Origin of the sequence: Achromobacter aloeverae (assembly GCF_004121055.1) — a bacterium.
GTDB lineage: Bacteria > Pseudomonadota > Gammaproteobacteria > Burkholderiales > Burkholderiaceae_B > Bordetella_C > Bordetella_C aloeverae.
This window is the reverse complement of the sequence record NZ_PYAL01000009.1, coordinates 241852-264384: the sequence shown is the minus strand read 5'-3', so window position 1 is coordinate 264384 and position 22533 is coordinate 241852. Positions and strand designations below refer to the sequence as shown.

At 66.6% G+C, this 22533-nt stretch carries 20 protein-coding genes and 1 tRNA gene; 10 read left to right on the top strand and 11 right to left on the bottom strand.

Going from position 1 to position 22533, the window contains the following annotated elements; translation table 11 throughout:
- Positions 1-325 precede the first annotated feature (325 nt).
- Positions 326-772, top strand: a complete 447-nt coding sequence (locus C7R54_RS26690; protein ID WP_129153949.1) for a winged helix-turn-helix domain-containing protein — start codon at positions 326-328, stop codon at positions 770-772.
- Between the two features lie 97 nt (positions 773-869).
- On the opposite strand, the gene C7R54_RS26685 is transcribed toward C7R54_RS26690, so the two are convergent.
- From C7R54_RS26685 to C7R54_RS26665, 5 genes are all read right to left on the bottom strand, one after another.
- Positions 870-945: transfer RNA gene (locus C7R54_RS26685), tRNA-Thr, on the bottom strand.
- Positions 946-1137: 192 nt separating this feature from the next.
- Positions 1138-2352: an ABC transporter permease gene (locus C7R54_RS26680; RefSeq protein WP_129153948.1), complete on the bottom strand. Its 1215-nt coding sequence runs from the start codon at positions 2350-2352 to the stop codon at positions 1138-1140.
- Positions 2352-5132: a ribosome-associated ATPase/putative transporter RbbA gene (rbbA, locus tag C7R54_RS26675; protein ID WP_129153947.1), complete on the bottom strand. Its 2781-nt coding sequence runs from the start codon at positions 5130-5132 to the stop codon at positions 2352-2354. Before rbbA ends, C7R54_RS26680 begins: the two co-directional genes overlap by 1 nt.
- Positions 5133-5135: 3 nt before the next feature.
- A complete protein-coding gene (locus C7R54_RS26670; protein WP_129153946.1) occupies positions 5136-6206 on the bottom strand; it encodes an HlyD family secretion protein in 1071 nt (356 codons plus the stop codon).
- Between the two features lie 25 nt (positions 6207-6231).
- Positions 6232-7797 carry an efflux transporter outer membrane subunit gene (locus tag C7R54_RS26665; RefSeq protein ID WP_129153945.1) on the bottom strand — a complete coding sequence of 522 codons (1566 nt, stop codon included), beginning with the start codon at positions 7795-7797 and terminating at the stop codon, positions 6232-6234.
- 19 nt (positions 7798-7816) lie between these two features.
- Here C7R54_RS26665 and C7R54_RS26660 point away from each other — a divergent pair, with 19 nt between their 5' ends.
- The 3 genes from C7R54_RS26660 to garD all read left to right on the top strand — a co-directional run bounded on the left by C7R54_RS26660 (position 7817) and on the right by garD (position 10616).
- Entirely contained in the window at positions 7817-7999 is a 183-nt protein-coding gene (locus C7R54_RS26660) for a hypothetical protein (protein WP_129153944.1), read from the top strand.
- A 46-nt stretch (positions 8000-8045) separates the two neighbouring features.
- Positions 8046-8798 (top strand): GntR family transcriptional regulator, encoded by a 753-nt coding sequence (locus tag C7R54_RS26655; protein WP_129153943.1) that lies wholly within the window; start codon positions 8046-8048, stop codon positions 8796-8798.
- 252 nt (positions 8799-9050) lie between these two features.
- Entirely contained in the window at positions 9051-10616 is a 1566-nt protein-coding gene (gene garD / locus C7R54_RS26650) for a galactarate dehydratase (protein ID WP_129153942.1), read from the top strand.
- An 82-nt stretch (positions 10617-10698) separates the two neighbouring features.
- Here garD and C7R54_RS26645 read toward each other — a convergent pair whose 3' ends face one another.
- The 3 genes from C7R54_RS26645 to C7R54_RS26635 all read right to left on the bottom strand — a co-directional run bounded on the left by C7R54_RS26645 (position 10699) and on the right by C7R54_RS26635 (position 12738).
- Positions 10699-11217: a DUF1993 domain-containing protein gene (locus tag C7R54_RS26645; RefSeq protein ID WP_129153941.1), complete on the bottom strand. Its 519-nt coding sequence runs from the start codon at positions 11215-11217 to the stop codon at positions 10699-10701.
- Between the two features lie 70 nt (positions 11218-11287).
- Positions 11288-12262, bottom strand: coding sequence for a 4-hydroxy-3-methylbut-2-enyl diphosphate reductase (gene ispH / locus C7R54_RS26640; RefSeq protein ID WP_129153940.1), 975 nt, complete (start codon positions 12260-12262; stop codon positions 11288-11290).
- Entirely contained in the window at positions 12262-12738 is a 477-nt protein-coding gene (locus C7R54_RS26635) for an FKBP-type peptidyl-prolyl cis-trans isomerase (protein WP_129153939.1), read from the bottom strand. The genes ispH and C7R54_RS26635 overlap by 1 nt, the downstream gene beginning before the upstream one ends.
- A 73-nt stretch (positions 12739-12811) precedes the next feature.
- On the opposite strand from C7R54_RS26635, the gene radC reads away from it, so the two are divergent.
- From radC to C7R54_RS26605, 6 genes are all read left to right on the top strand, one after another.
- Positions 12812-13603 (top strand): RadC family protein, encoded by a 792-nt coding sequence (gene radC / locus C7R54_RS26630; protein WP_129153938.1) that lies wholly within the window; start codon positions 12812-12814, stop codon positions 13601-13603.
- Positions 13604-13882: 279 nt separating this feature from the next.
- Entirely contained in the window at positions 13883-14155 is a 273-nt protein-coding gene (locus C7R54_RS26625; protein ID WP_129153937.1) for a type B 50S ribosomal protein L31, read from the top strand.
- Between the two features lie 237 nt (positions 14156-14392).
- Entirely contained in the window at positions 14393-16129 is a 1737-nt protein-coding gene (locus C7R54_RS26620; RefSeq protein ID WP_129153936.1) for an ArnT family glycosyltransferase, read from the top strand.
- Positions 16126-17541 (top strand): MATE family efflux transporter, encoded by a 1416-nt coding sequence (locus C7R54_RS26615; RefSeq protein WP_129153935.1) that lies wholly within the window; start codon positions 16126-16128, stop codon positions 17539-17541. Before C7R54_RS26620 ends, C7R54_RS26615 begins: the two co-directional genes overlap by 4 nt.
- On the top strand, positions 17538-18398 hold the full coding sequence (locus tag C7R54_RS26610) for a LysR family transcriptional regulator (protein ID WP_129153934.1): 861 nt from the start codon (positions 17538-17540) through the stop codon (positions 18396-18398). The genes C7R54_RS26615 and C7R54_RS26610 overlap by 4 nt, the downstream gene beginning before the upstream one ends.
- Positions 18399-18581: 183 nt before the next feature.
- A complete protein-coding gene (locus tag C7R54_RS26605; RefSeq protein ID WP_129153933.1) occupies positions 18582-19565 on the top strand; it encodes an MBL fold metallo-hydrolase in 984 nt (327 codons plus the stop codon).
- 79 nt (positions 19566-19644) lie between these two features.
- Here the strand turns inward: C7R54_RS26605 and C7R54_RS26600 are convergent, their stop codons facing one another.
- From C7R54_RS26600 to C7R54_RS26590, 3 genes are all read right to left on the bottom strand, one after another.
- On the bottom strand, positions 19645-20598 hold the full coding sequence (locus C7R54_RS26600) for a 2-hydroxyacid dehydrogenase (protein ID WP_129153932.1): 954 nt from the start codon (positions 20596-20598) through the stop codon (positions 19645-19647).
- Positions 20599-20659: 61 nt separating this feature from the next.
- Positions 20660-21694 carry a tripartite tricarboxylate transporter substrate binding protein gene (locus tag C7R54_RS26595; RefSeq protein ID WP_129153931.1) on the bottom strand — a complete coding sequence of 345 codons (1035 nt, stop codon included), beginning with the start codon at positions 21692-21694 and terminating at the stop codon, positions 20660-20662.
- 170 nt (positions 21695-21864) lie between these two features.
- Entirely contained in the window at positions 21865-22443 is a 579-nt protein-coding gene (locus C7R54_RS26590) for an amino acid synthesis family protein (RefSeq protein WP_129153930.1), read from the bottom strand.
- Positions 22444-22533 lie beyond the last annotated feature (90 nt).

Below are 22533 nucleotides of genomic sequence, written 5' to 3'. Positions count from 1 at the left end.
TTTGTGGCTACGCGGATTATTTTGGGCCACGCGATAGGGCCCCGATCGCCGGCCCCGCCCCATGATCATTATCCGGCGCAAGTGGCGCGATAACGACGTTCGCATGGCGCCCCAGCACGTCCGCCGCAATATTCGGGCAACTGATTCATGTCATATGCCGCACTATTTCAGCAAAACCCAGATCATGACGTTTTGTGCCCGGCTTCGCGTCAAGTTACACGAAATAGAGATACGTTTCTTGTATTTAAGAAGTAACATACCTACATGGCGCATTAAAGCCGGGGAGTGATCCCGGCAGTTTCTTCGGTTTATGTAGAGTACGAGTATGACTCCTGATTTACGCGCCACGGTCATTCAGCTCGACGCTGGCCTGCGCATGATCAATAACGCGCTCGAGCATCTGCGGCAGCACCTTGAACCACGCCCCCAAGCGGGCTGGCGGTTTTCGGAAGAAGGTTGGATCCTGGCCACGCCGGACGGTCGCAAGCTGCAATTGGGCAATGCTGAAAGAGCGCTGCTGCTAGCCCTGGCCTGTCACCCCACGCGACAGATGACCCGCGACGAATTGGTCCATGCCATCAACGATACGCTGGGATCGGACCACTACAACACGGCGGCGCTGTCGGTCATGATCAGCCGCTTGCGCAAGAAGGCGGCCGCCGACGGCGTCGACCTGCCCTTGCATGCGGTCCGTGGACAGGGCTATGCCCTCTCCACGCAGATCGATACCAGCCAGCTGGCGCCGCAATCGAACCGGGACAGGCAGCAGTGATAAACCTCGCACGCCGGGACATGCGCGAAGCGCGGGCATGAGCAAGGCATAAAAACAAGAAGGGCAACCCGTGGGGTTGCCCTTCTCACTTTCAATTTGGTGCCGCTTGCCGGATTCGAACTGGCGACCTTTTCATTACGAATGAACTGCTCTACCAACTGAGCTAAAGCGGCTTAACCTGGACTCGTCCGCTGGAAAACCAAGCCAGCTTTCTATCCGTCCTGCCGATCGGCTTACCCTGGCATCGCTGCCCGGCACCGTTCGTCAGAAGCCCGCAACTATAGCACAACAAATTGGCCTGCACAGCCCTTCCGACAAAAAACTTTGCTTGTCGTAGCGCTACGAACGTAGCGCTACGAACCTACTCACGCCATCTGGCTCAGCGTCCGCCGGAAACGCCTGAGCGAAAGCACGTAGAACACCGCCCCGATCACGGCCAGGGCGGCGAACCAGCCCCACACCATGCCGAAGCCGGCGCCCCGGAAAAGAATGCCCTGGCTGAGCTGGATGAAGTGCGTGGTCGGCGCGGCCAGCATGATGTCCTGCACGAAGGGCGGCATGCTCTCGCGCGGCGTATTGCCGCCGGACAGCATTTGCAACGGCAACAGGACCAGCACCAGCAGCATGCCGAACTGCGGCATCGACCGCGCCAGCGTGGCCAGGAATATTCCCATCGACGTGGTCGCGAACAGATGCAGCGCCGCCCCCGCCAGGAACAACGCAACCGACCCATTGATGGGAACGTGCAGCGCGCCTCGCACGATCAGGTACAGCGACATCGTCGCCGCCACCAGCACCACCAGGCCCATGGACCAGACTTTCGACAGCATGATCTGCGCCGGGGTCACCGGCATGACCAGCAAGTGCTCGATGGTGCCGTGTTCGCGCTCGCGGATCAGGGCCGCGCCGGTCAGGATGATGGAGAGCATGGTGATGTTGTTGATGATCTGCATCAGCGCGCCAAACCACGTTTTTTCCAGCGAGGGATTGAAGCGCGCGCGCAGGACCAGGCCGACCGGCGGCTCGGCGCCGGCGCGATAGCGCTGCATGAACTCCCTCACCTCGTCGCCGATGATCTGCTGCACGTAGCCGCTGCCGCTGAAGGCCTGGCTCATGCGCGTGGCGTCGACATTGAGCTGCAGCGAGGTGGCGCGGCCGGCGAGCATGTCGCGCTGGAAGTTGGGCGGGATGTCCAGGACGAAGGTATACACGCCACGGTCCATGCCGGCATCGGCATCCGCGACATTGGTCATCACGGGATGGGTGAACTGCGGCGGATAGAAGGCCGATGCAATGCGCGCCGACAGCGGCGAGCTATCCTCGTCCACGATGGCGATGGGCGCCAGGTGCAGGGTGTCCGGTTGCGCGGTGGCCGCCGAGTAGACCGACGCCGTGAACGTAAAGACGATCAGGGCCAGCATCATCGGATCGCGCACCAGGCTCCATAGTTCCTTCACGCCCAGGCGCCAGGTATTGGCCAGGAATGCGGCCAGCGCGAGGGACGACCGCTTACTGGTCTTGGACTTGGGGGTGGACTTGGAGGAATGGGAACGGGCCTGCCCCGTCGCCGGTGTCGCCATTACCGCTCCTGCTTTTTCAATAGCGCGATGGTCAGCCCCAGCACCACCGGCACGGCAATGAGCATGGGCCAGAATGACGGCAGCAGGTCGTGCAGGCCCAGGGCCTTGTTGAACACGCCGCGGCTGACGATCAGCATGTGCGTGGTCGGGTAGATCTCGCCTATGACACGTCCGCTGCCCTCCATGGACGACACCGGCGTGGTCATGCCGGAGAACTGCACCGTCGGGATCATGGTGCCCACCATGGTGAAGAACAGCGCCGCGATCTGGCTGCGGGTGAAGGTCGACGCCAGCAGGCCGATGCCGGTGCACACGACGTTGTAGATGAAGACCGCCGCCAGCAGGGTGAAGAAGCTGCCCTTGACCGGCACGCCGAATACGGTGACCGCCAGCAGCGCCATCAGCAGGAAATTGACCATGGCCAGCACCACATAGGGAAACTGCTTGCCCAACAGGAACTCGGTGCGTGTGACCGGCGTCACGTACAGGTTGAGTATGGACCCCAGTTCCTTTTCCCGCACCACCGACAGCGCCGTCAGCATCGCCGGCAGCATGATCAGCAGCATGGGTATCACCGCCGGCACCATGGCCGGCAGGCTGGTCACGTCGGGGTTGTAGCGGAAGCGCGTCTCGATGGACACGCTGGTGCTGTCGCGCATGCCGCGCTGGCGAGCCTGGTCCGCCAGCCAGGCCTGGTGCATGCCGGAGACATAGCCTTGCACGGTTTCGGCGCGGCTGGGCATGGAGCCGTCTATCCAGGCCCCGATCTCGACCTTGCGTCCGCGCGCGACGTCACGCCCGAAGCCCGGCGGAATCTCTATGCCCACGGCGATATCGCCGCTGCGCAGGCGCCGGTCCAGGTCGGCGTCATCCAACAGCGGCGCCGTCTCCGTGAAATAACGCGACCCCGCGATATTGAGCGCGTAGTTCTGGCTGGCGCCGCTCTGGTCGCGGTCCAGCACGGCGAAGCGCAAATCCTCCACGTCCATGCTGATGCCGAACCCCATGACGAACATCAGCACCACCGACCCGACCAGGGCCAGGGTGGCACGCACCGGATCGCGTTGCAGTTCCAGGGCCTCGCGCCACAGATAGCTGTACAGCCGGCCAAAGGAGAAGCGCCGCCGGGGACCATCAGGGTGCGCCGGCGGGGCGGGCGCCGTGGCGGCCGCGGCCTGCCCCGCCGTCCCGGCCTTCGCGTCCAGCGGCTCGGGCGCGGTGCCGGCGCCGGCATCGACCAGGTAGCCGATGAAGGCCTCTTCCAGTGTCGCGGCCTGGCGGCTGGCGGTAATGCCGTCCGGCGTATCGCTGACCAGCACCTTGCCGGCGTGCATCAACGAGATGCGGTCGCAGCGGGCCGCTTCGTTCATGAAATGGGTGGAGATGAAGATGGTGACGCGGTCGCGCCGCGACAGTTCGATCAATAGGCGCCAGAAGTTGTCGCGCGCCACGGGATCCACGCCGGACGTCGGCTCGTCGAGAATCAGCAGTTCCGGCTTGTGCACCATGGCGACCGCCAGCGACAGGCGCTGGCGCATTCCCAGCGGCATGTCGTCGGGCAGGCTGTCGACCTCCCCGGCGAGGGAGAAGCGGTCCAGCATCTCCCCCACCCGCTGGCCGACCTCGGCGGGAGGAACATGGAACAGCCGGGCATGCAGCACCAGGTTCTGCCGGACGGTCAGTTCGCTATACAGGGAGAAGGCCTGCGACATATAACCCACGCGGTGACGGGTAGCCATATCGTTGGAATCCACCTCGTGCCCGAACAGCCACGCCTGGCCGTCGGAGGCCGCCAGCAAGCCGGTCAGCATTTTCATGGTGGTGGACTTGCCGCAGCCGTTGGACCCCAGGAAGCCGAAGATCTCGCCACGGCGGATGCGGAAATTCACATGATCGACGGCCACGAAATCGCCGAAGCGCATGGTGAGGTCCCTGGCCTCGATGGCGATGTCGTCGTCGCCGCCCAGCGCGAGCGGCGGAATCACCACCGGTTCGTACCCGCGTGTTTTCTCTTCCGGCAGCAAGGTGATGAAGGCCTCTTCCAGGCTGTCCCGGCCCGCGTGCGCCAGCAGTTCCGCGGGCGTGCCCGTGGCCAGCACCTTGCCGTCGTCCATCGCCACCAGCCAGTCAAAACCCTGCGCCTCGTCCATATAGGCCGTGGCAACAATGACGCTCATGCCCGCGCGCTCCCGCCGTATGCGCGCGATCAAGTCCCAGAACTGGGCGCGGGCAAGCGGATCGACACCGGTGGTGGGTTCGTCCAGGATCAGCAGGTCGGGATCGTGGATGAGCGCGCAACACAGTCCCAGCTTCTGCTTCATGCCACCCGACAGCTTGCCCGCCGGGCGCGCCAGGAAGGGATGCAAGCCCGTGCTGCGGGTGAGGTCGTCGATACGGCGGCGCCGTTCCGCCGCGTCGTGACCGAACAGGCGCGCGAAGAACTGCAGGTTCTCCTCCACCGACAGCGTCGGATAGAGGTTCTTGCCCAGCCCTTGGGGCATATAGGCGATGCGCGGGCAGACCGCGTCACGATGCGCCTTGCTGGCCATGTCGCCACCCAGCGCCCGCACCGACCCTTCCTGCACGGCGCGCGCGCCCGCCACCAGCGACAGCAGGCTGGACTTGCCCACCCCGTCCGGGCCGATCAGGCCCACCATGAGGTCGGCCGGCACATCGAGGTCGACGGCGTCCAGCGCCAGTGTCCTGCCATAGCGCAGCGAGACGCCACGCAGGCTGACAGCGTGCGCGCTTCGGTCCTGATCGGGCGCGGCGCCGGCCATGGCTTACTCCGGCACCTTGGCGGCGAGTTCGGGCGGCCATTGCGCCTGGGAGTCCACCTTGACCCAGGCCACGCCGGGCAGCCCCGTCTTGACCAGCTTCAAATGGCGCAGCAGCAGGTCGCGGTCGATCTGCGCCTTGACGCGGAACATCAGCTTCTCGCGCTCGCTTTGCGTCTCCACCGTCTTGGGCGTGAACTGCGCCGTGCTGGACACGAAGGAAATCGTTGCCGGGATCACGAACTGCGGCGCGGCATCCAGGACGATGCGCGCCTCGGCGCCGATGGCCAGGCGGCCGGCCTGGCCCTGTGGCAGGAAGAAAGTCATGAACACGTCGGAAAGGTCGACCAGGTTCACCACCTTGCCCCCCGCGGCCAGGACCTCGCCTGGCTGCGCCACGCGATACTGCACGCGGCCGTCGCGCGGCGCGCGCAGTTCGCTGTCGGCAATGTCGGCATCGATGCGGGCCACCGTCGCCTTGGCCGCGTCGACCGTCGACCGCGCGCCCACCACCTGGGCCTGGGCCGCCACCACGGCCGACTGGGCCGCGGCCGCCTGCGCCTTCGACGCCTGCACGGCGGCGCGCGCGCTGCGCACGCGGGCCCGGTCGTCATCCAGTTCCTGGGCCGAGGACGCCCCCTCCTTGGCGAGCGTTTCCGAACGCGTGAGCCGGCGCTGCGCCGCGTCGAGTTCGGCCTCCCGCTGAACCGTCACCGCGTCCGCCGACACCTTGTCGCTGATCCGCGCGGCCACCTGGGCCTCGATCGATGCCACGGTATTCAAGGTCTGCTGGTACTGCGCCATGGCCTCGGCGCGTTGAGCCGTCAGCGTATCGATCTGCATGCGGGCCAGCGTCTGCCCCTTGGTGACGAAGTCTCCATCGTTGACATAAAGCGCCTCCAGCCGGCCGCCCAGCTTGGTCGCGACGTCGACCTCGGTCGCCTCGATGCGGCCATTGCCGCTGGCGAAACCGGGTCCGGGGCCGCCCGGGTTCAAGGCGCGCCAGGCATACCACCCGACGCCGCCAAGCACCAGGACCGCCAACACGGGCAATACGACCTTGGAAGACAATTTCATACGCATGCTCCTGCACTGGGGGCCGCTACCGTGTGATGGGTGTCATGGGTGTCATGGCCGGCGGCGTCATCCCCGAGGTTTTTTCCACGTCGGCGCGCGTTGCGGCATCCGGCGGCGCGCCGGCGCCGCCGCCATCGGCGGGCGTCGCCGCATCCGCGGGCGCCAGCGTCAGGCTGCCGCCGCCCAGCGCGGCATAGAGATTCGCCCGGCTGATCAACAAGGCATACCGGCTCTCCACCTCCTGCTGCTGCACGGCGAGCAGGTCGCGCTGGGCGTCCAGCACTTCGAGGAAGGAGGAAGATCCGTGGTCGTAGCGCAGCTTGGCCAGGCGCGCGCGCTCGGCCTGGGCCGCGTGCGTCGCGCCCAGGATTTCGACCTGCCGCGCCAGCCAGTCGCGCGCGGACAAGGCGTCGGCCACGTCGCGGAAAGCCGCCTGTATGGTCTTCTCATATTGGGCCACGGCCTCGACCCGGCGCGCCTGCGCGAGATCAAGGTTGTTGCGCAATGCCCCGCCCTGGAAGATGGGCAGCGTGATGCTGGGCGTAAAGGTCCACATGCCACTGCCGCCCTTGAACAGGCCGTCGAGGTCGGCGCTGGCCGTGCCCGCCGCGCCGGTCAAGGCGATGCGGGGAAAGAACGCGGCGCGGGCGGCGCCGATGCTGGCATGCGCCCCCTTGAGCTGGTGCTCGGCCGCCACGATATCCGGACGGTTCTCCAGCAGCGCGGAAGGCAGGCCGGGCGCCAGGTCGCGCATCATGCCTTCGTCGTCGCCGGGCCCCTGCGCATAGTCGACAGGAACCGGCGAGCCGGTCAGGAGCTCCAGCGCATGCGCTTGCGCGGCGCGTTGCTGTTCAAGCTGCGTCACCAGCGCGCGAGCCTGCTGCCAAAGCGTCATGGTCTCCGTCAGCTCCAGCTTGGAAGCCGACCCCACGCGATGCCGCAGCTCGAAAATACGCAGGCTTTCGGCGCGGGTCGCGACGGTCTGCCGTGCCAGGTCCAGGCGTTCCTGCAAGTCGCGCAAGCCGAGGTAGTTCTGCGCGGTCTGGTTGATCAGGCTGAGCGTCGCGGCGCGCCGCGTATCGTCGGCGGCGAAATAATCCTGCAAGGCCGCCGTGCTGAGGTCGCGCACCCGCCCCCACAGGTCCAGCTCCCATTCCGACATGCCCAGCGCCACCTGGTATTGGCTGGACACCTGCGGCTGGCCGGACAGATTCAGATCGCCCGGCACGCGCTGGCGGGTGCCGGTGGCGCCGGCGGCGAACCACGGATACAGGTCGGCCCGCTGTATGCCATACGCGGCACGCGCCTGCTCGACCCGTGCCGCGGCGATGCGCAGGTCGCGGTTATTGGCCAGGGTGTTTTCGATGAGCGCGCGCAGCCGTGGATCGCCGAAATAGTCGGACCAGCCCAGGGTGGCGACGGCATCGCCGGGCGCGGCCGGCACGTCCCAGCTGGCGCGCACCGGCAAGGGCGGCTGGCGATATTCGGGCGCCAGCGACACGCAGCCCGATAGCAGGCCCGTGGCGAGCATGCCGGCGATACCAAGTCGAACGGAGAACGGGGTCACGCTGCTGCTGCGGACTGGCGACATATGTTCGGTCGATCCGTCGATGGGCAACCAGGCCGTACACCTGGACTGCGACGATGCGCAAGGAAAAGGCAAAAGCGGCAAGCCGACCCATGATACCGAAACTTCGGCGGATTATGCGGAAGCCGGCCTTGTCGACCCGCACGGGTGGAACAGGCCATTGAATATGCCGTTCGATATTCATTTATATGATATATATAAGTGATGGCCTCCTTGCGGTACAATTCCGCTGTGATCCCGGAACGTGCTTTATGAATAACCTGTCTTCTTTCGCCATGCCGCTGGGCAGCCCCCTGTATGAACAGATCAAGCATGCCTTGCTGGCGGCGCTGGCCCACGGCGAATGGAAGCAAGGCGACGCCATTCCTCCGGAAAAGGTCCTGGCGGAACGCTTCGGCGTGTCGATAGGCACCTTGCGCAAGGCCATCGACGAGTTGGCGGCGGAGAACATCCTGGTGCGGCATCAAGGCCGCGGCACCTACGTCGCGGTGCATACGCGCAATCCGCACTTTTTCAAGTTCTTCCGCATCGTGCGGCAGGACGGCAAGAAAGCCTATCCCACCACGCAGCTCATGCGCTTCCGGCGCGCCCGCGCGACTGCCCTGGTGCGCGAAAAGCTGGGACTGGCCAGCGGCGCGCATGTCTTCGAGTTCAACAACGTGCTATCGCTCAATGGCGATGTCGTCATGGTCGACGAGATCTGCCTGCCCGAGGCGCTCTTTCCTGGCATGACCGAACAGCAGTTGCGCGACCGCCCCAGCACGTTGTACAGCCTGTACCAGGATGCGTTCGGCGTGAACGTCATCGGCACCGACGAACGCTTGCGCACCGGCCTGGCCGACCCGACGCACGCGCAATGGCTGGGCGTGCCCGAAGGCCAGCCCTTGCTGCAAATCCGCCGCGTCGCGTATTCGTATCACCGCATGCCGGTGGAATGGCGCGTCTCCCATGTGAATACCGACGCCTATGAATACCTGGGTCAGGAACACGTGGCCAATAATTGAGTAGCCGCGCCCGTGGGGCGCCGGTAGGGGACACGTTCCCCGCATGCACGTGGCGAGCCAAACACGCCGTATGCCATCAAAGTTGTACGTCATCATATGACTAGAAACTTGCACGTGGCGCTGTTTTTTACAAGCAAGGTCCGTCCAATCGGTTTATATTGTCTGGCGTCCGTACGAAACACGGGCTGGATGGCCGGCCCTGGTTGTACGATGACAAACATATCGCGAACCGCCCAGGAGACGCAGGCCGTCATGCAAGTCCAGCCTCAAGCCCAGCCCGCCCCGCTTTACATCCGCATCCACGACGACGACAACGTGGCCATCGTCGTCAATGACGGCGGCCTTCCCGTCGGCACCGAGTTCCCCGACGGCCTGGTGCTGCTCGAGCATGTTCCGCAAGGCCATAAGGTCGCCCTGCGCGATCTCGCGCCCGGCGACGCCATCATCCGCTATCACGTGACCATAGGCTATGCGGCGCAGGAACTGCCGCGCGGCAGCTGGGTCAACGAGCGCGTGACCACCATGCCCGCCGCTCCCGGCCTGGACGCCCTGCCCATCTCCACCCGCGTGCCGCCGCCCGCGCCGCCGCTGGAAGGCTATACCTTCGAGGGCTATCGCAACGCCGATGGCTCGGTGGGCACGCGCAACATCCTGGCCATCACGACCACCGTGCAGTGCGTGTCGGGCGTGGTCGAACATGCGGTCAAGCGCATACGCGCCGAACTGCTGCCGCGCTACCCCAACGTCGACGACGTGGTCGGCATCGAGCACACCTACGGCTGCGGCGTGGCCATCGACGCTCCCGACGCCATCATCCCCATCCGCACCCTGCGCAACATCAGCCAGAACCCCAACTTTGGCGGTACGGCCATGATGGTCAGCCTGGGCTGTGAAAAGCTGCAACCCGACCGCTTGTTGCCGCCCGGCAGCATTCCCCTGCTCGATCGCGGCCATCGTGTCGATACGGTAACGCTGCAAGACGAAGCCCATGTCGGCTTCGAATCCATGGTCGCGCACATCATGCGGACGGCCGAACGCCACCTGGAAACGCTGGACCAGCGGCGCCGCGTCACCTGTCCGGTCTCCGACCTGGTGGTCGGCGTGCAATGCGGCGGCAGCGACGCCTTCTCCGGCGTGACCGCCAACCCCGCGGTCGGCTTCGCCAGCGACCTGCTGGTGCGCGCCGGCGGCACGGTGATGTTCTCCGAGAACACCGAAGTCCGCGACGGCATCGCCCAGCTCACGGCGCGCGCGGCCACGCCCGAAGTGGCCGAAGCGCTGATCCGCGAAATGGACTGGTACGACCGCTATCTGCAGCGCGGCATGGCGGACCGCAGCGCCAACACGTCGCCGGGCAACAAGAAGGGCGGCTTGTCCAATATCGTCGAGAAGGCCATGGGGTCGATCGCCAAGTCGGGACATTCGGCGATTTCCGGCGTGCTGGCGCCCGGCGAAAAGCTCAAGACCAAGGGCCTGATCTACACCGCGACGCCGGCCAGCGACTTCATCTGCGGCACGCTGCAATTGGCCGCGGGCATGAACCTGCACATTTTCACGACGGGGCGCGGCACCCCCTATGGCCTGGCCGAAGTGCCGGTGATCAAGGTGGCCACGCGCGACGACCTGGCGCGGCGCTGGTTCGACCTGATGGACGTGAACGCCGGCAGCATCGCCACCGGCAATGCCACCATCGCCGATGTGGGTTGGGAACTGTTCCACTACATGCTGGACGTCGCCAGCGGCCGCAAGAAGACGCGCGCCGAAGCGCTGGGCCTGCACAATGCGCTGGCGTTGTTCAACCCGGCGCCAGTGACCTGAGGCTACGGGCCGCCGCGACCCCGCCCATGGCCGGTGGGCTGCCGCGTCCCGCGTGGAGCGGACGCGGCGTGACGGATGCGGCTCAGGCCGGCGCGGCGAAGGACAGGTCGCCCAGATAATCCATCTTGCCCAGGGGCACGCCCTGGTTGCGCAGGATGTCGTAGGCGGTGGTGATGTGGAAGTAGAAGTTTGGCAGCGCGAAGGTCGTCAGGTACGGCACCGGCGTGAACTTCAACACGATGCTGCCCGCCTTGACCTCGATCGGCCGTTCCATGTCGGCGTCGACATCGGCCGGGGAAAGGCTTTCCAGGAATCGCACGGTCTTGGCGATACGCTCCTGCAACTCGGCGAACGTCGTCTCGGTATCGGGCATGCCGGGAACGGGCACGCCCGCCAGCCGTGCGCCGCCCGCCTTGGCTGCGTCGCTGACCGATTGCACCTGACGCACCAGATTGAACATATCGGGTGCGAGCCTGGCCTGCAATAGCTGCTCGGGCGGCAAGCCCTGCTCGCGCGCATGGGCTTCGCCCTTGCGCAGCAATGCGGCCAGCACGTTCAGGCCGCGCACGAATACGGGGATGGAAACCTGGGACAGCGGCATGAAAGACTCCTGGATCACTCGGCCGTCATTGTTCGGCCATCATTGCTAGGCCAGCATTGCTCGGCCTTCATCACTCCGCCGTCAGCTTGCGCGACAGCTCCTTGGGCAGCGGGAAAGCTATGCTTTCTTCCAGTCCCGGCATGGTGCGCACGGACACCGCGCCCAGCTCCTTGACGCGGTCGATGACCTGCTGCACCAGGACTTCGGGGGCCGACGCGCCGGCCGTGATGCCGATGCGCTGGCGCCCTTCCAGCCAGGCGGGCTCGATGGAGCCGGCGCCGTCCACGAGATAGGCGACCACGCCCTTGCGCTCGGCCACTTCGCGCAAGCGATTGGAATTCGAACTGTTGGGACTGCCCACCACCAGCACCAGGTCGCACTCCGGCGCCAGCACCTTGACGGCATCCTGGCGATTTTGCGTGGCGTAGCAGATATCGCTCTTGCGCGGCTCGGCAATATTCGGGAAGCGCGCCTTCAACGCGCCGGCGACCGCCGCGGCATCGTCGACCGACAGCGTGGTCTGGGTCACGTAGGCCAGGTTTTCAGGATCCTTCACCGACAAGGCGGCCACGTCCTCGACCGTCTCCACGAGGTACATGCCGCCGGCCGCCTGGCCCAGCGTGCCTTCGACTTCAGGGTGCCCTTTGTGGCCGATCATCACCACCTCGCGGCCCGCGCCGCGCATGCGCGCGACCTCCACGTGGACCTTGGTCACCAACGGACACGTGGCGTCGAAGACGCGCAGCCCGCGGGCCTCGGCCTCGGCGCGCACGGCCTTGGATACGCCATGGGCCGAAAACACCACGATGCTGCCGGCAGGCGCATCGTCGAGCTCGTCGATGAAGACCGCTCCCTTGGCGCGCAAGTCTTCCACGACGTAGCGGTTGTGGACGATCTCGTGGCGCACGTAGATGGGCGCGCCATGCAGCTCCAGCGCGCGCTCGACGATATCGATGGCGCGATCCACGCCCGCGCAAAAGCCGCGCGGCTGCGCCAGCAGCACCTCGGCATCCAGCGCGGTGACCGGGGTGACGGCGGCGCGCATCACAACACCCCCAGGATTTCGACGTCCAGGCGCAGGGCCGTGCCGGCCAGGGGATGATTGAAATCGAACACCGCGCCGGTGTCGTCCAGGCTCTTGAGTATGCCGGAGTAGCGGCCGCCGTTGGGCGCCTTGAATTCGACCAGGTCGCCCGGCTCGAAAGTGGCGTCGGCGCCCGCGTGTTCTGCCAGCATGGCGCGCGTGACGCGCTGGATCAGGTCCGGGTTGCGGTCGCCGTAGGCCTCGGCCGGCGCCAGCGTCTTGCTGAAGACGCTGCCCTCGGCCTGGCCCAGGAGCGCGGCCTCCATGCCCGGAGCCCACTGGCCCATGCCCATTTGCAGGGTGGCGGGCCGGCCGGTGAAGGTATCGGCAAAGGTGGATCCTTCGGCCGGGCCGGACGCCAGCACGATACGGTAGTGCAGGGTCAGGTAGGAGTCCGGACGGACAAAAACGTGCGTGGAATCAGCTGCGGCGCTCAAGGTCTGTCACCGTTAAGGCGAAATGCAAAACCGTGATTTTAGAGCTTTCTTCAAAGTGTCGCCCCGCCCGCCCATGACCCTGCCCCTAGACGCTCATCATCCCGGCTCCGGATACGTCCCCGACCACGGGACGGGTCCTGCAGCCGGACAACTCGTACCGCCGCGCGACTATCCGCCGGGAAGTCCCGCCGACGGCTCCAACGACACGCCGACGGAGCAGCCACGTGAACGGCTGCTGCGCGATGGGCCGGCTGCCCTCAACGACGCCGAGCTGCTGGCGGTGGTGCTGCGCACCGGGCTGCCCGGCCGTCCCGTCATGGCGCTGGCGCGACAGATCATCCACCATTACGGCGGCTTGCGCGGCCTGCTGGCGGCGGCGCCCGCCACCCTGCGGGCCACCCCGGGGCTGGGTCCCGCCAAGACCTGCCAGGTCCTTAGCGTCATGGAGCTGGCGCGCCGCGCCATCCATGAAGAACTGGCGCACGGACGCGCCCTGGACCAGCCCGACCGGGTCAAGCAGTATTGCGTGACCCTGCTTGGCCACCACAAGGTGGAGCACTGCCTGGCCCTCTATCTGGATAGCGGCCTGCGCCTGATCGCCACCGGCGAAGTCTCGCGCGGCACGCTCAACAAGACCGCCGTCTACCCTCGTGAAATCGTGCGCGATGCCCTGCGGCACCACGCGGCGGCCCTCATCCTGGCGCACAATCACCCCTCCGGGCGCGCCGAACCGTCCGAGGCGGACCTGCGCCTGACGCGGCATATCCGGCGTGCGCTGGCCCTGGTGGAAATCCATCTCCTGGACCATCTGATCGTGGCCGGCGGCGTGGTGATGTCGCTGGCGGAACACGGCAAGCTGGGCTAGTGCTTGCCCTTCTTCCCGAATTCAGGCTAGAATCGTGAGTTACTTTTTGGATACGTGGCCTCTTTTCGTCACGCCTGCCGCATCCGAAAGACACCAGGGTTTGGTTTGGTACCTCAGGGGGTTTTATTAGGTTTTATTACCCCCCGGAATCGGTACCCCAGACTCTGGTCTATCCCAGCCGGCAGTCATCGGCAGGGACGGAAACGGCAGGCAAGCGACGGCAAGCAAGCGCACAGCAGTCGCGCCGGCTGGCGACCCGCCCAACCCCTGAGGAAGCAAATGAAAGAAAACACTCACCCCGATTATCGCGAAGTGGTGTTCCTGGACGTCCAGACCGGCAAGAAGATCATCACCCGCTCGACCATCGGCACCCGCGAAACCATCGACATCGATGGCAAGACCTATCCGCTGTTCAAGTGCGACGTGACGTCGGATTCGCACCCGTTCTACACCGGCGCGCAAACCCGCATCGTTGAAACCGGCCGCGTGGAAAAGTTCCGTGCCCGTTTCGCTCGCACCGCCGGCGCAGCCAAGCCCGGCGCTGGTGCCTGATACACCAAGGCGCACGCGCAAAAAAAGCAGCCTGCGGGCTGCTTTTTTTATCGCCGGGCCAGCCGGGACGTCATGACATCCCGTGGCGATGCACGACCGGCCAGCGAGACATCTGCCGTCACGACTGTGGCGCCCCCGTGGCATTTCGCGCAGGGGATATCAATTTCGGTTACTTTTGTCCGCCCAGCTTCCCTTAGCCCGGGCGCAGTCCAAGAGACTATCCGGTAAATTACGTACGTGTCACCAATATCACGAACCACGCCGGCACGGCTGACCGCCCCCGCCACCGTCAAACTTCCCCGCCTGGTCCTGATCGGCCTGGCCCTGGCCTATATCGTCTCGGGCCTGTTCATGCGCGATCCGTGGAAATCGGATGACGTCGTCGGCCTGGCCACCATGCTGACCGCCGTGCGCGACGGCGCCTGGCTGCTGCCGCAGGTCGGCCATCTTGCCCATGCCGAGGAGGGTCCGCTGATCACCTGGGTGGGCGCTGCCGCGGTACGCGTGTTCGGCCCCTGGATAGGCGATATCTCCGCCGGCCGCCTGCCCAATCTGCTGTGGTTCGGCATCACCACGTGCTGCGTGTGGTACGGCACCTACCTGCTGGGCCGCCGGGCCGAAGCGCAGCCGCTGGCCTTGCCGTTCGGCGGCGAACCCACCGTGCGCGACTACGGCCGCATGCTGGCCGACGCCGCCCTGCTGCTGTTCCTGGCGACGGTGGGCATCCTGCAACGGGTGCATGAAACGTCCGAGATCCCGGCCATCATCGCCGGCCAGGCCGCGGTGTATTACTCCCTGGCCCGCATGCTGGACCGCCCCCGGACCGGCGCCGTGACGCTGGCCCTGTCGCTGGCCGCCTGCTTCCTCACGCGCGGCTGGGTCGGCGGGGCGCCGACCATGCTGGCCGCGCTGCTGGCCTTTTATCCCCGCAGCGCGCTCTGGGCGCGGCGCCGCTGGCTGCCGCTCGTGGCCCTCATCACCGCCTTGCTGATCCTGGCGTGGTGGATACCGGCCACGCATGCCAGCGAATATTGGATCCGCAACTGGAAGCTGTGGAACCTCAACAATTTCGATTGGCCCGATGCGCCCGACCTGCTGCGCACCCTGCGCGACCTGCCCTGGTACCTGTGGCCGACGTGGCCCCTGGCGCTGCTGGCGCTCTGGCGCTGGCGCGCGTGGTGCTTCTCGCCCCACGTCTGGCTGCCCCTGTGCCTGTTGATCTGCGGCGTGCTGTTGCTGGTGTTCATCGACGAGCCCAGTGAATCCGAGTTCGTGATGCTGTCGGTGCCCTGCGCGGTGCTGGCGGCCTTCTCCCTGCCCACCCTGCGCCGTGCCGTGGTCAACACCCTGGACTGGTTCGCGGTGATGTGCTTCTCGCTGACGGCCGCGACCGTCTGGCTGGGATGGGTGGCCCTGAATTTCGGCATTCCGCCCAAGATCGCCCATAACATCGCGCGCCAGACCACCGGCTACGTCGCGGAAATTTCCTGGCCGGCGACCCTGCTGAGCCTGCTGGTCACCGCCGGCTGGGTCGCGCTGGTCATCTGGCGCCTGCGCGTGCGGCCCACCGCCTTGTGGCGCGGGACCGTCATGTCGGCGGCGGGCCTGGCCTCGACCTGGATACTGCTGGTGCTGCTGTGGCAGCCGCCGGTCGACTACGCGCGCAGCTATCGCGTGGCGTCCCACGAGCTGGCGCAGGCCATCGCGCAGAACGTGCGGCCCGGCGAGTGCGTACGCGGCCTGGGCCTGGGCAACGGCCAGCGCGCCTCCTTCCTGGTCTTCGACAACCTGAACTTTCCCTACGACAGCAGGTGCACGGTGGTGCTGCAGCAAACGACGCGCAACAGCCTGAAGGACGGCACGGCCGCCTACAGCGATGGCGCCGAAGTGCTCTGGCAGGGCGGCCGTCTCGCCGATCGCACGGAAGTCTTCCGCCTGCTGCGCGTTCCTCCCCTCCCCGCCGGCGCCCGATGAACACGCCCCTACAGCCCGCCGCCTCCTTCGGCGCGGCGCTGCGCGCCATCGCGCGCCAGGCGTGGCCGGTCCTGATCAGCCAGTGGGCGGGTATCGCCTTCGGCGTGCTGGACACCGCCATGACCGGCCACTCCAGCCCGGACGACCTGGCTGCCATGTCGCTTTCGGCGTCGGTCTACATCACCGTGTTCGTGGGGCTGATGGGCGTGGTCCATGCCCTCATTCCCATCCTGGCCCAGCACTACGGCGCCGGCCGCATGCGCGAGGTCGGCGCGACCTGGGGCCAGGGCATATGGCTGGCCCTGGGCCTGTCCGTGGTGGGCGCGGCGCTGATGCTGTTCCCCGACATGTGGCTTTCGCTGTCGGGCGACGTGGCGCCCCAGGTGCGCGAGCGCATCGCCTCCTATCTGCAGGCACTGGTTCTCGCCCTGCCCGCGGCCCTGGTCTTTCGCACCATCTATGCGCTGGGCACGGCGGTCTCGCGGCCCAAGCTGGTGATGGGCATCAACCTGGCCGGGGTCGCGCTCAAGGCCTTGCTGAACTGGGTGTTGATCTACGGCAAGCTGGGCCTGCCGGCCCTGGGCGCGACAGGCGCCGGGCTTTCCAGCGCCATCGTGTCCTGGGTCAGCCTGGGCCCGGGGCTGTGGATGCTGCACGCCGACCGCTACTACGCCCGTTTTCACCTGTGCCTGGGACGGCCGCGCTGGGCGCCGCTCAAGGAGCTGCTGCGCCTGGGCCTGCCCATGGGCGGTTCCTACCTGGTCGAAGTCTGCGCCTTCACCTTCATGGCCTTGCTGGTGGCACGCGAGGGCACGCTGGTCAGCGGTGGACACCAGATCATGTCCAACCTCGCCGCGCTTTGCTACATGATGCCCATGGCGCTGGGCGTGGCCACCGCCGCGCTGACGGCGCAGGCGGTGGGCGCGCGCCAGCTCCAGCTGGCGCACCGCACCGGCCTGGCGGGACTCGCGCTGGGAATGATGGGCGCGATCCTGACCGCCGTGGTGCTGTGGACCGGGCAGCCGCTGATCATCGCCGCGTACACGGACAATCCCCAGGTGGCCGCCGTGGCGGCCAGCCTGCTTTACGTCATCCCTGTCTTCCATCTCTTCGACGCCATGCAGTGCATCAACAGCTACCTGCTGCGCGCCTACAAGGTGGCGGTGGTGCCCCTGCTGCTGCAAGTCCTGGCGCTGGGCCTGGTGGGACTGATCGGCGGCTGGTGGCTGGGCTTCGGCCCCGGCGCGGGCGGCCTGGACTGGCTGCGCAATGCGCTGATCCCCGGTTCGCCGCGCGGCGCCGGCACCATGTGGCTGATGGCCATGGTGGGGCTGGGGCTGTCGGCCGCGCTGCTGCACGCCTGGTACTGGCGCATCGTGAGCGGCCAGGGCGCCCTGCGAACCGCGCCATGAACTGGGACGACACCCGCATCTTTCTTGCGCTCGAAAGCGAGAAGTCGCTCAGGCGGGCGGCCAAGGTGGCGGGCGTGGACCAGGCCACGGTCAGCCGGCGGCTGGCGTCGCTGGAACACGCGTTGGGCGCGACGTTGTTCCTGCGCACGCCATCGGGCTACGTGCTTACCGCCACGGGGGCAAGCGTGCTGGAATCCGCCAAGGCGATGGAAAAATCGGCCAACGACCTGGTGCGCCGGGCGCAAGGAACGGACCGGAAGCTGGCGGGAGATATCAAGGTCACGGCCACGGACTCGCTGGCCGAGGAATATATCGTGCCCGCCATACGCGAACTCCAGGTTCGGCATCCCGACGTGCGCGTGCACCTGAGCATATCGACGCAAATGGCCAGCCTCACCCAACGGGAAACGGATATCGCCATCCGCAATGTCCGGCCGCAAAACCCGGACCTCGTCGTGCGGCAGCTCGCCGACTGGCCCGTGGGGCTGTACGCCTCCACCGGATATCTGCAACGCAAGGGCATGCCCGGCGACGACGACGGCTTCGCCGGGCACGATCTCGTTTTCTATACCCCGTACCTGAAAAAGGAAGGCCAGGTGCTGGTCGGCCTGGACGCCGGACGCGGCCGCGTGACGGCTACCGCCAACTCCAGCCGGGTCTTGCGGCGCCTTGTCGCCGCGGGCGTCGGCATGGCGGAACTGTCCGTGCCGCTGGCCGAACGCGACGGTCTCGTGCGCGTGTTTCCCACTCGCGAGCGGCCCGGCGGCTACGGCGTCTGGCTGGTCACGCACCAGGACCTGCGCCACACGGCGCGGCTGCGCGCGCTGATCGACGCCATTGCCGCGCGGTTCGCGTGACCGGGTCGGCGCGCCGGCCCGGCCCGTAGCGCACCGACGGCCCCGGCCACCAAGCCGGCATCTACGCCGCATTCCATGCCTGGGGCGGGTGCCGCGAATATGCAGCACCCAACCTGCAAAACGCTGCTCCCTCCTCGCCGGACACGGCGCCTAGACTGCATGCTTCACTCCCAACCGAGATGGATGATGCGTCTGAAAACCAAGCTGCTTGGCCTGTTGAACCTGATGGTGGCGACCCATGCCTGCGCCGCCCCGCCGGCCCAGGTCCGCCAGCAGGCGCCCGGCTATCAACGACTTGCCGTGGGGCGCTATGAAGTGACCGCGCTCTTCGATGGCTATACCGACCTGTCGTCCGGCCTGCTGCAAGGGCTGCCTCCCGAAAAAGTGCGCGAACTGCTGGCCCGCCAGGCGATCCATGGCGAGAAAATGCCGGCGAGCTTCAACGTCTTCCTTGTCAACACGGGGCGGCACCTGGTGATGATAGATGGCGGAGCAGGCCATTGCATGCCGGACACGGCGGGGCAGTTGATCACGAACATCATCGCCGCAGGCTACCGGCCCGAGCAAATCGACACTGTGCTCCTGACCCATCTGCACCTGGATCATGTCTGCGGCTTGACGGACGCGGCGGGGAAGGCCCTCTTCCCGAACGCGACCGTCCATGCCACTCGGAAAGAGGCCGATTTCTGGCTGAACCCCGACAACCAGGCGCAGGCGCCGGAGGGCGCGAAGAAACACTTCGACGCCGCCCGCGAGGCGCTTGCGCCCTATCGGGCCGCGGGACGCTTCCAGACTTTCTCGCCGCCGCAGGCGCCCATCCCCGAGGTGGAGACCTCGTATGCGACCGGTCATACGCCGGGCAGCGCGATCTATCGATTCGCCTCGGACGGCGCCGCCATCAGCTTCATCGGCGACCTGATACATAGCGCGGGGGTGCAGTTCGACCACCCTTACGTGTCCGTGCGCTTCGATGTCGATGCCCAGGAGGCCGTCCAGGCGCGCCGGCAGGCGTTCACCACCCTGGCCCGCGCGGGAGAATGGCTGGCCGCCGCGCATCTTCCCTTTCCCGGGATAGGCCATGTGACGCAGCACGGCGAGCGCTTTACATGGGTCCCGGTTGCCTACGGGCCTTATCGCAGGGCAGCGCGGGTTCCTTTCCTGAAATGAAGCGGCCGTGGTGTGGCGGCCGTGGCGTAGCCGCGGTCGTGCAGCGGTTTTCGTGAAGCCGCTGCACGACCCTGCCGGATCAATACACCGGCGTGACCAGCGGCTTGCCGGCGAAGAAGCACTCGGCGTTCTCCAGGAACTTGCGCACCGACGCATCGATGGCTTGCGGCGAAATGCCGGCGATGTGCGGGGTCAGCACCGCATTGTCGAAGCCGAGCAGCGCCGCTGGCGGCGTGGGCTCGTTTTCGTAGACATCCAGCGCGGCCGCATGCAGGCGGCCTTCGCGCAAGGCCTCGGCCACGGCGTCCGTGTCCACCAGCGTGCCGCGCGCGATATTGACCAGGACGCCCTGCGGGCCGAGGGCATCGATGATGGCGCGATCGATGATGTGGTAAGTCGCCGCGCCGCCCGGCGCCGCCACCACCAGGAAATCAGACCAGCGTGCCAGGCTGGCCAGGTCCTCGAAATAGGTGAAATCGACATCTTCGCGGCGGCGCCGGTTGTGATAGCCGATCTCCATGTGAAAACCCAGCGCGCGACGCGCGATCTTCTTGCCGATGGCCCCCATGCCCAGGATACCCAGCCGGCGGAACGAGGCCTGCGGCGGGCGCGGGATGTCGTCGCGCCACAGGCCGTGGCGCACGCCGCTGTTCAGGAAAGGCAGGCGGCGCACGGCCGCCAGGAGCAGCATCATGGCGTGGTCGGCCACCGAGTCGTCATTGGTTCCGGCAGCGTTCGACACGGGAATGCCTCGCTCCCTGGCGCGCTCCACCGCCACGTTTTCATAGCCCACGCCCACCGTGGATATCAGCTTGAGCCTGGGCAGGCGGTCGATCTCACCAGCCAGCAGGCCGTTGGTGCCGTTGGTGAGGACCACCTCGATCTCGTGGCCGCGAGCCTTGATCTGCGCTTCGCCATTGCCGCGGTCGGCGCCCAGTTGCGCATTGGGGGCGTAGATCATGTCGAAGCGTTCGGCGACCAGGGCGCGGTGTTCTTCCGAGAGAAACACCAGCACGAGTAAAACGGGTTTCATGCGTCTACGATTCCTTCTATTTCCCAGAATTTGGAGGGACCCAGGCGACCTGGCGGCCGCACTACTCTACTTTCGCGCCGGAGGCGCGCACCAGATTACCCCATTTGACGATCTCGGCATCGACCAGTTTGCGGAATGCCGCAGGACTGTCGCCGGCCGGCGTCGAACCCTGGTCGGCCAGGGTTTTCCTGACGTCCGCTTCGGCGAGTACGGCGTTGATGGCCTTGTTCATCTTGTCGACGATGGGAACCGGCGTTCCAGCCGGCGCCCACACGCCATTCCACAGCACGATCTCATAACCCGGCAGGCTTTCCGCCACGGCCGGCACATCCGGCAGCCGCGCGGAACGCTGCGCCGTGGTCACCGCCAAGGGCCGCAGCTTGCCGCTGTCGATGAAGGGGAGCACTTCAACCAACGGCGAGAACACCGCCTGGATCTGCCCCGATAACAGATCCATATTGGCTGGCGCCCCACCCTTGTAGGGCACGTGATGCATGCTCAGGTGCGCCATTTCGTTGAACAGCGAACCAGACAGATGCTGCGACGTCCCATTGCCCGCCGACCCGTAGTAGACCGGCGTCTTGCTGTCCCGCGCATACTCGATGAAGGACTTCAGCGACGTCACGGGCAACTTGGTGTTGACCATCAGCACATTGGGAATCAACGACACGCGCGACACCGGCTGCAGGTCTTTCTGCACGTTCAAGGGCATGTTCGCGTACAGCGTCACGTTGGCGATCAACGTGGTCGTCGAAAACAGGAAGGTATACCCATCGGCGGCCGACTTGGCCACGTGATCCGCGCCGACATTCCCGCCTGCACCGGCCCGGTTTTCCACCACCACGGGTTGCCCCAGATAGTGCGGCAGGCGCTGCGCAAGCAAGCGCGCGGTGGAATCCGTGCTGCCGCCCGGTGCCAACGGCACGACCAGCGTCACCGGGCGCGCCGGCCAGGCATCGGCGGACGGGGCGGACGGGGCGGCCTGGGTGGCATGCAGTGCCAGCGAACAGGCCAAGGCCGCGCAAGCGGCGGCGTATCGCGTCGGGATCGAGGTCCTGGCCGGGGTTTTGATCGCGGTTGTGATCGAGGTTTTCATCGTGTCTCCTCCGGCGGACTATCGTGCCCGCTCTATCGGGTGCCTAACGGAAGCGGTGCGCGCGCCGCCCGCTGATGCATCGGCGCGAGGCGGCCGCCAGCCCACTGCTGCACGATCATCGACGGCATCGGCCAGGGCGGCGGCTTTGCCCTCGGCCGCGCCGCCGCCCATCAACGCTGCCCGTCGCCGACGCTGATCTGGTCGGGACGCAAGCCGCCCAGCCGTTCGTGCACGCGCGCGCCAGTGGACACCACCAACGCATAAAGCAGTTCGTCGGGCCGCGGGCTGTCGATGGCGCCCACGTCCATGGTGCTGAAATGGCTGCGCACGTATGCCGCTTCGATGTGATGCAGCGGAATCTGCAGGCGGGTCCCGGCCGACGCCACGACCTTGGCGGCCGGCACGATGGACTTGGCCCTCGGCAATTCGGCGCGCATGGACCAACCGCCGGCCTCATGCCAGATGGCGCCGTGCTCGAGCTCGCCGTTGACGCCGACGATGGCGCCCTTGCCGTAGGCCTGCACCTTGTCGGCCCCGCCGACCGCGGCGAGCAGCTCGGGCACGATGGCCTTGGCCAGCACCTTGGCGTCCTCGACCAGCCCGGACAGGTCCGCCACGTAACGCCCCGCATAGGGATTTTTCAGCACCACGGCGATGCAGGCCATTTTGACCGGCTCATCCCGCGGCGGCCCCCCCTCGTGATAGATGGACTCGACGGTCAGCAGTTTCTTGCGGATTTCCACGGGCATGTCTCGGGCTCCTTCCGGGATGATGGGGTAGTGACTGCGATAGGCGTATGCGACGGGACCGCTAGGTCGCGGCGGGCTTGGGTGGCGCCG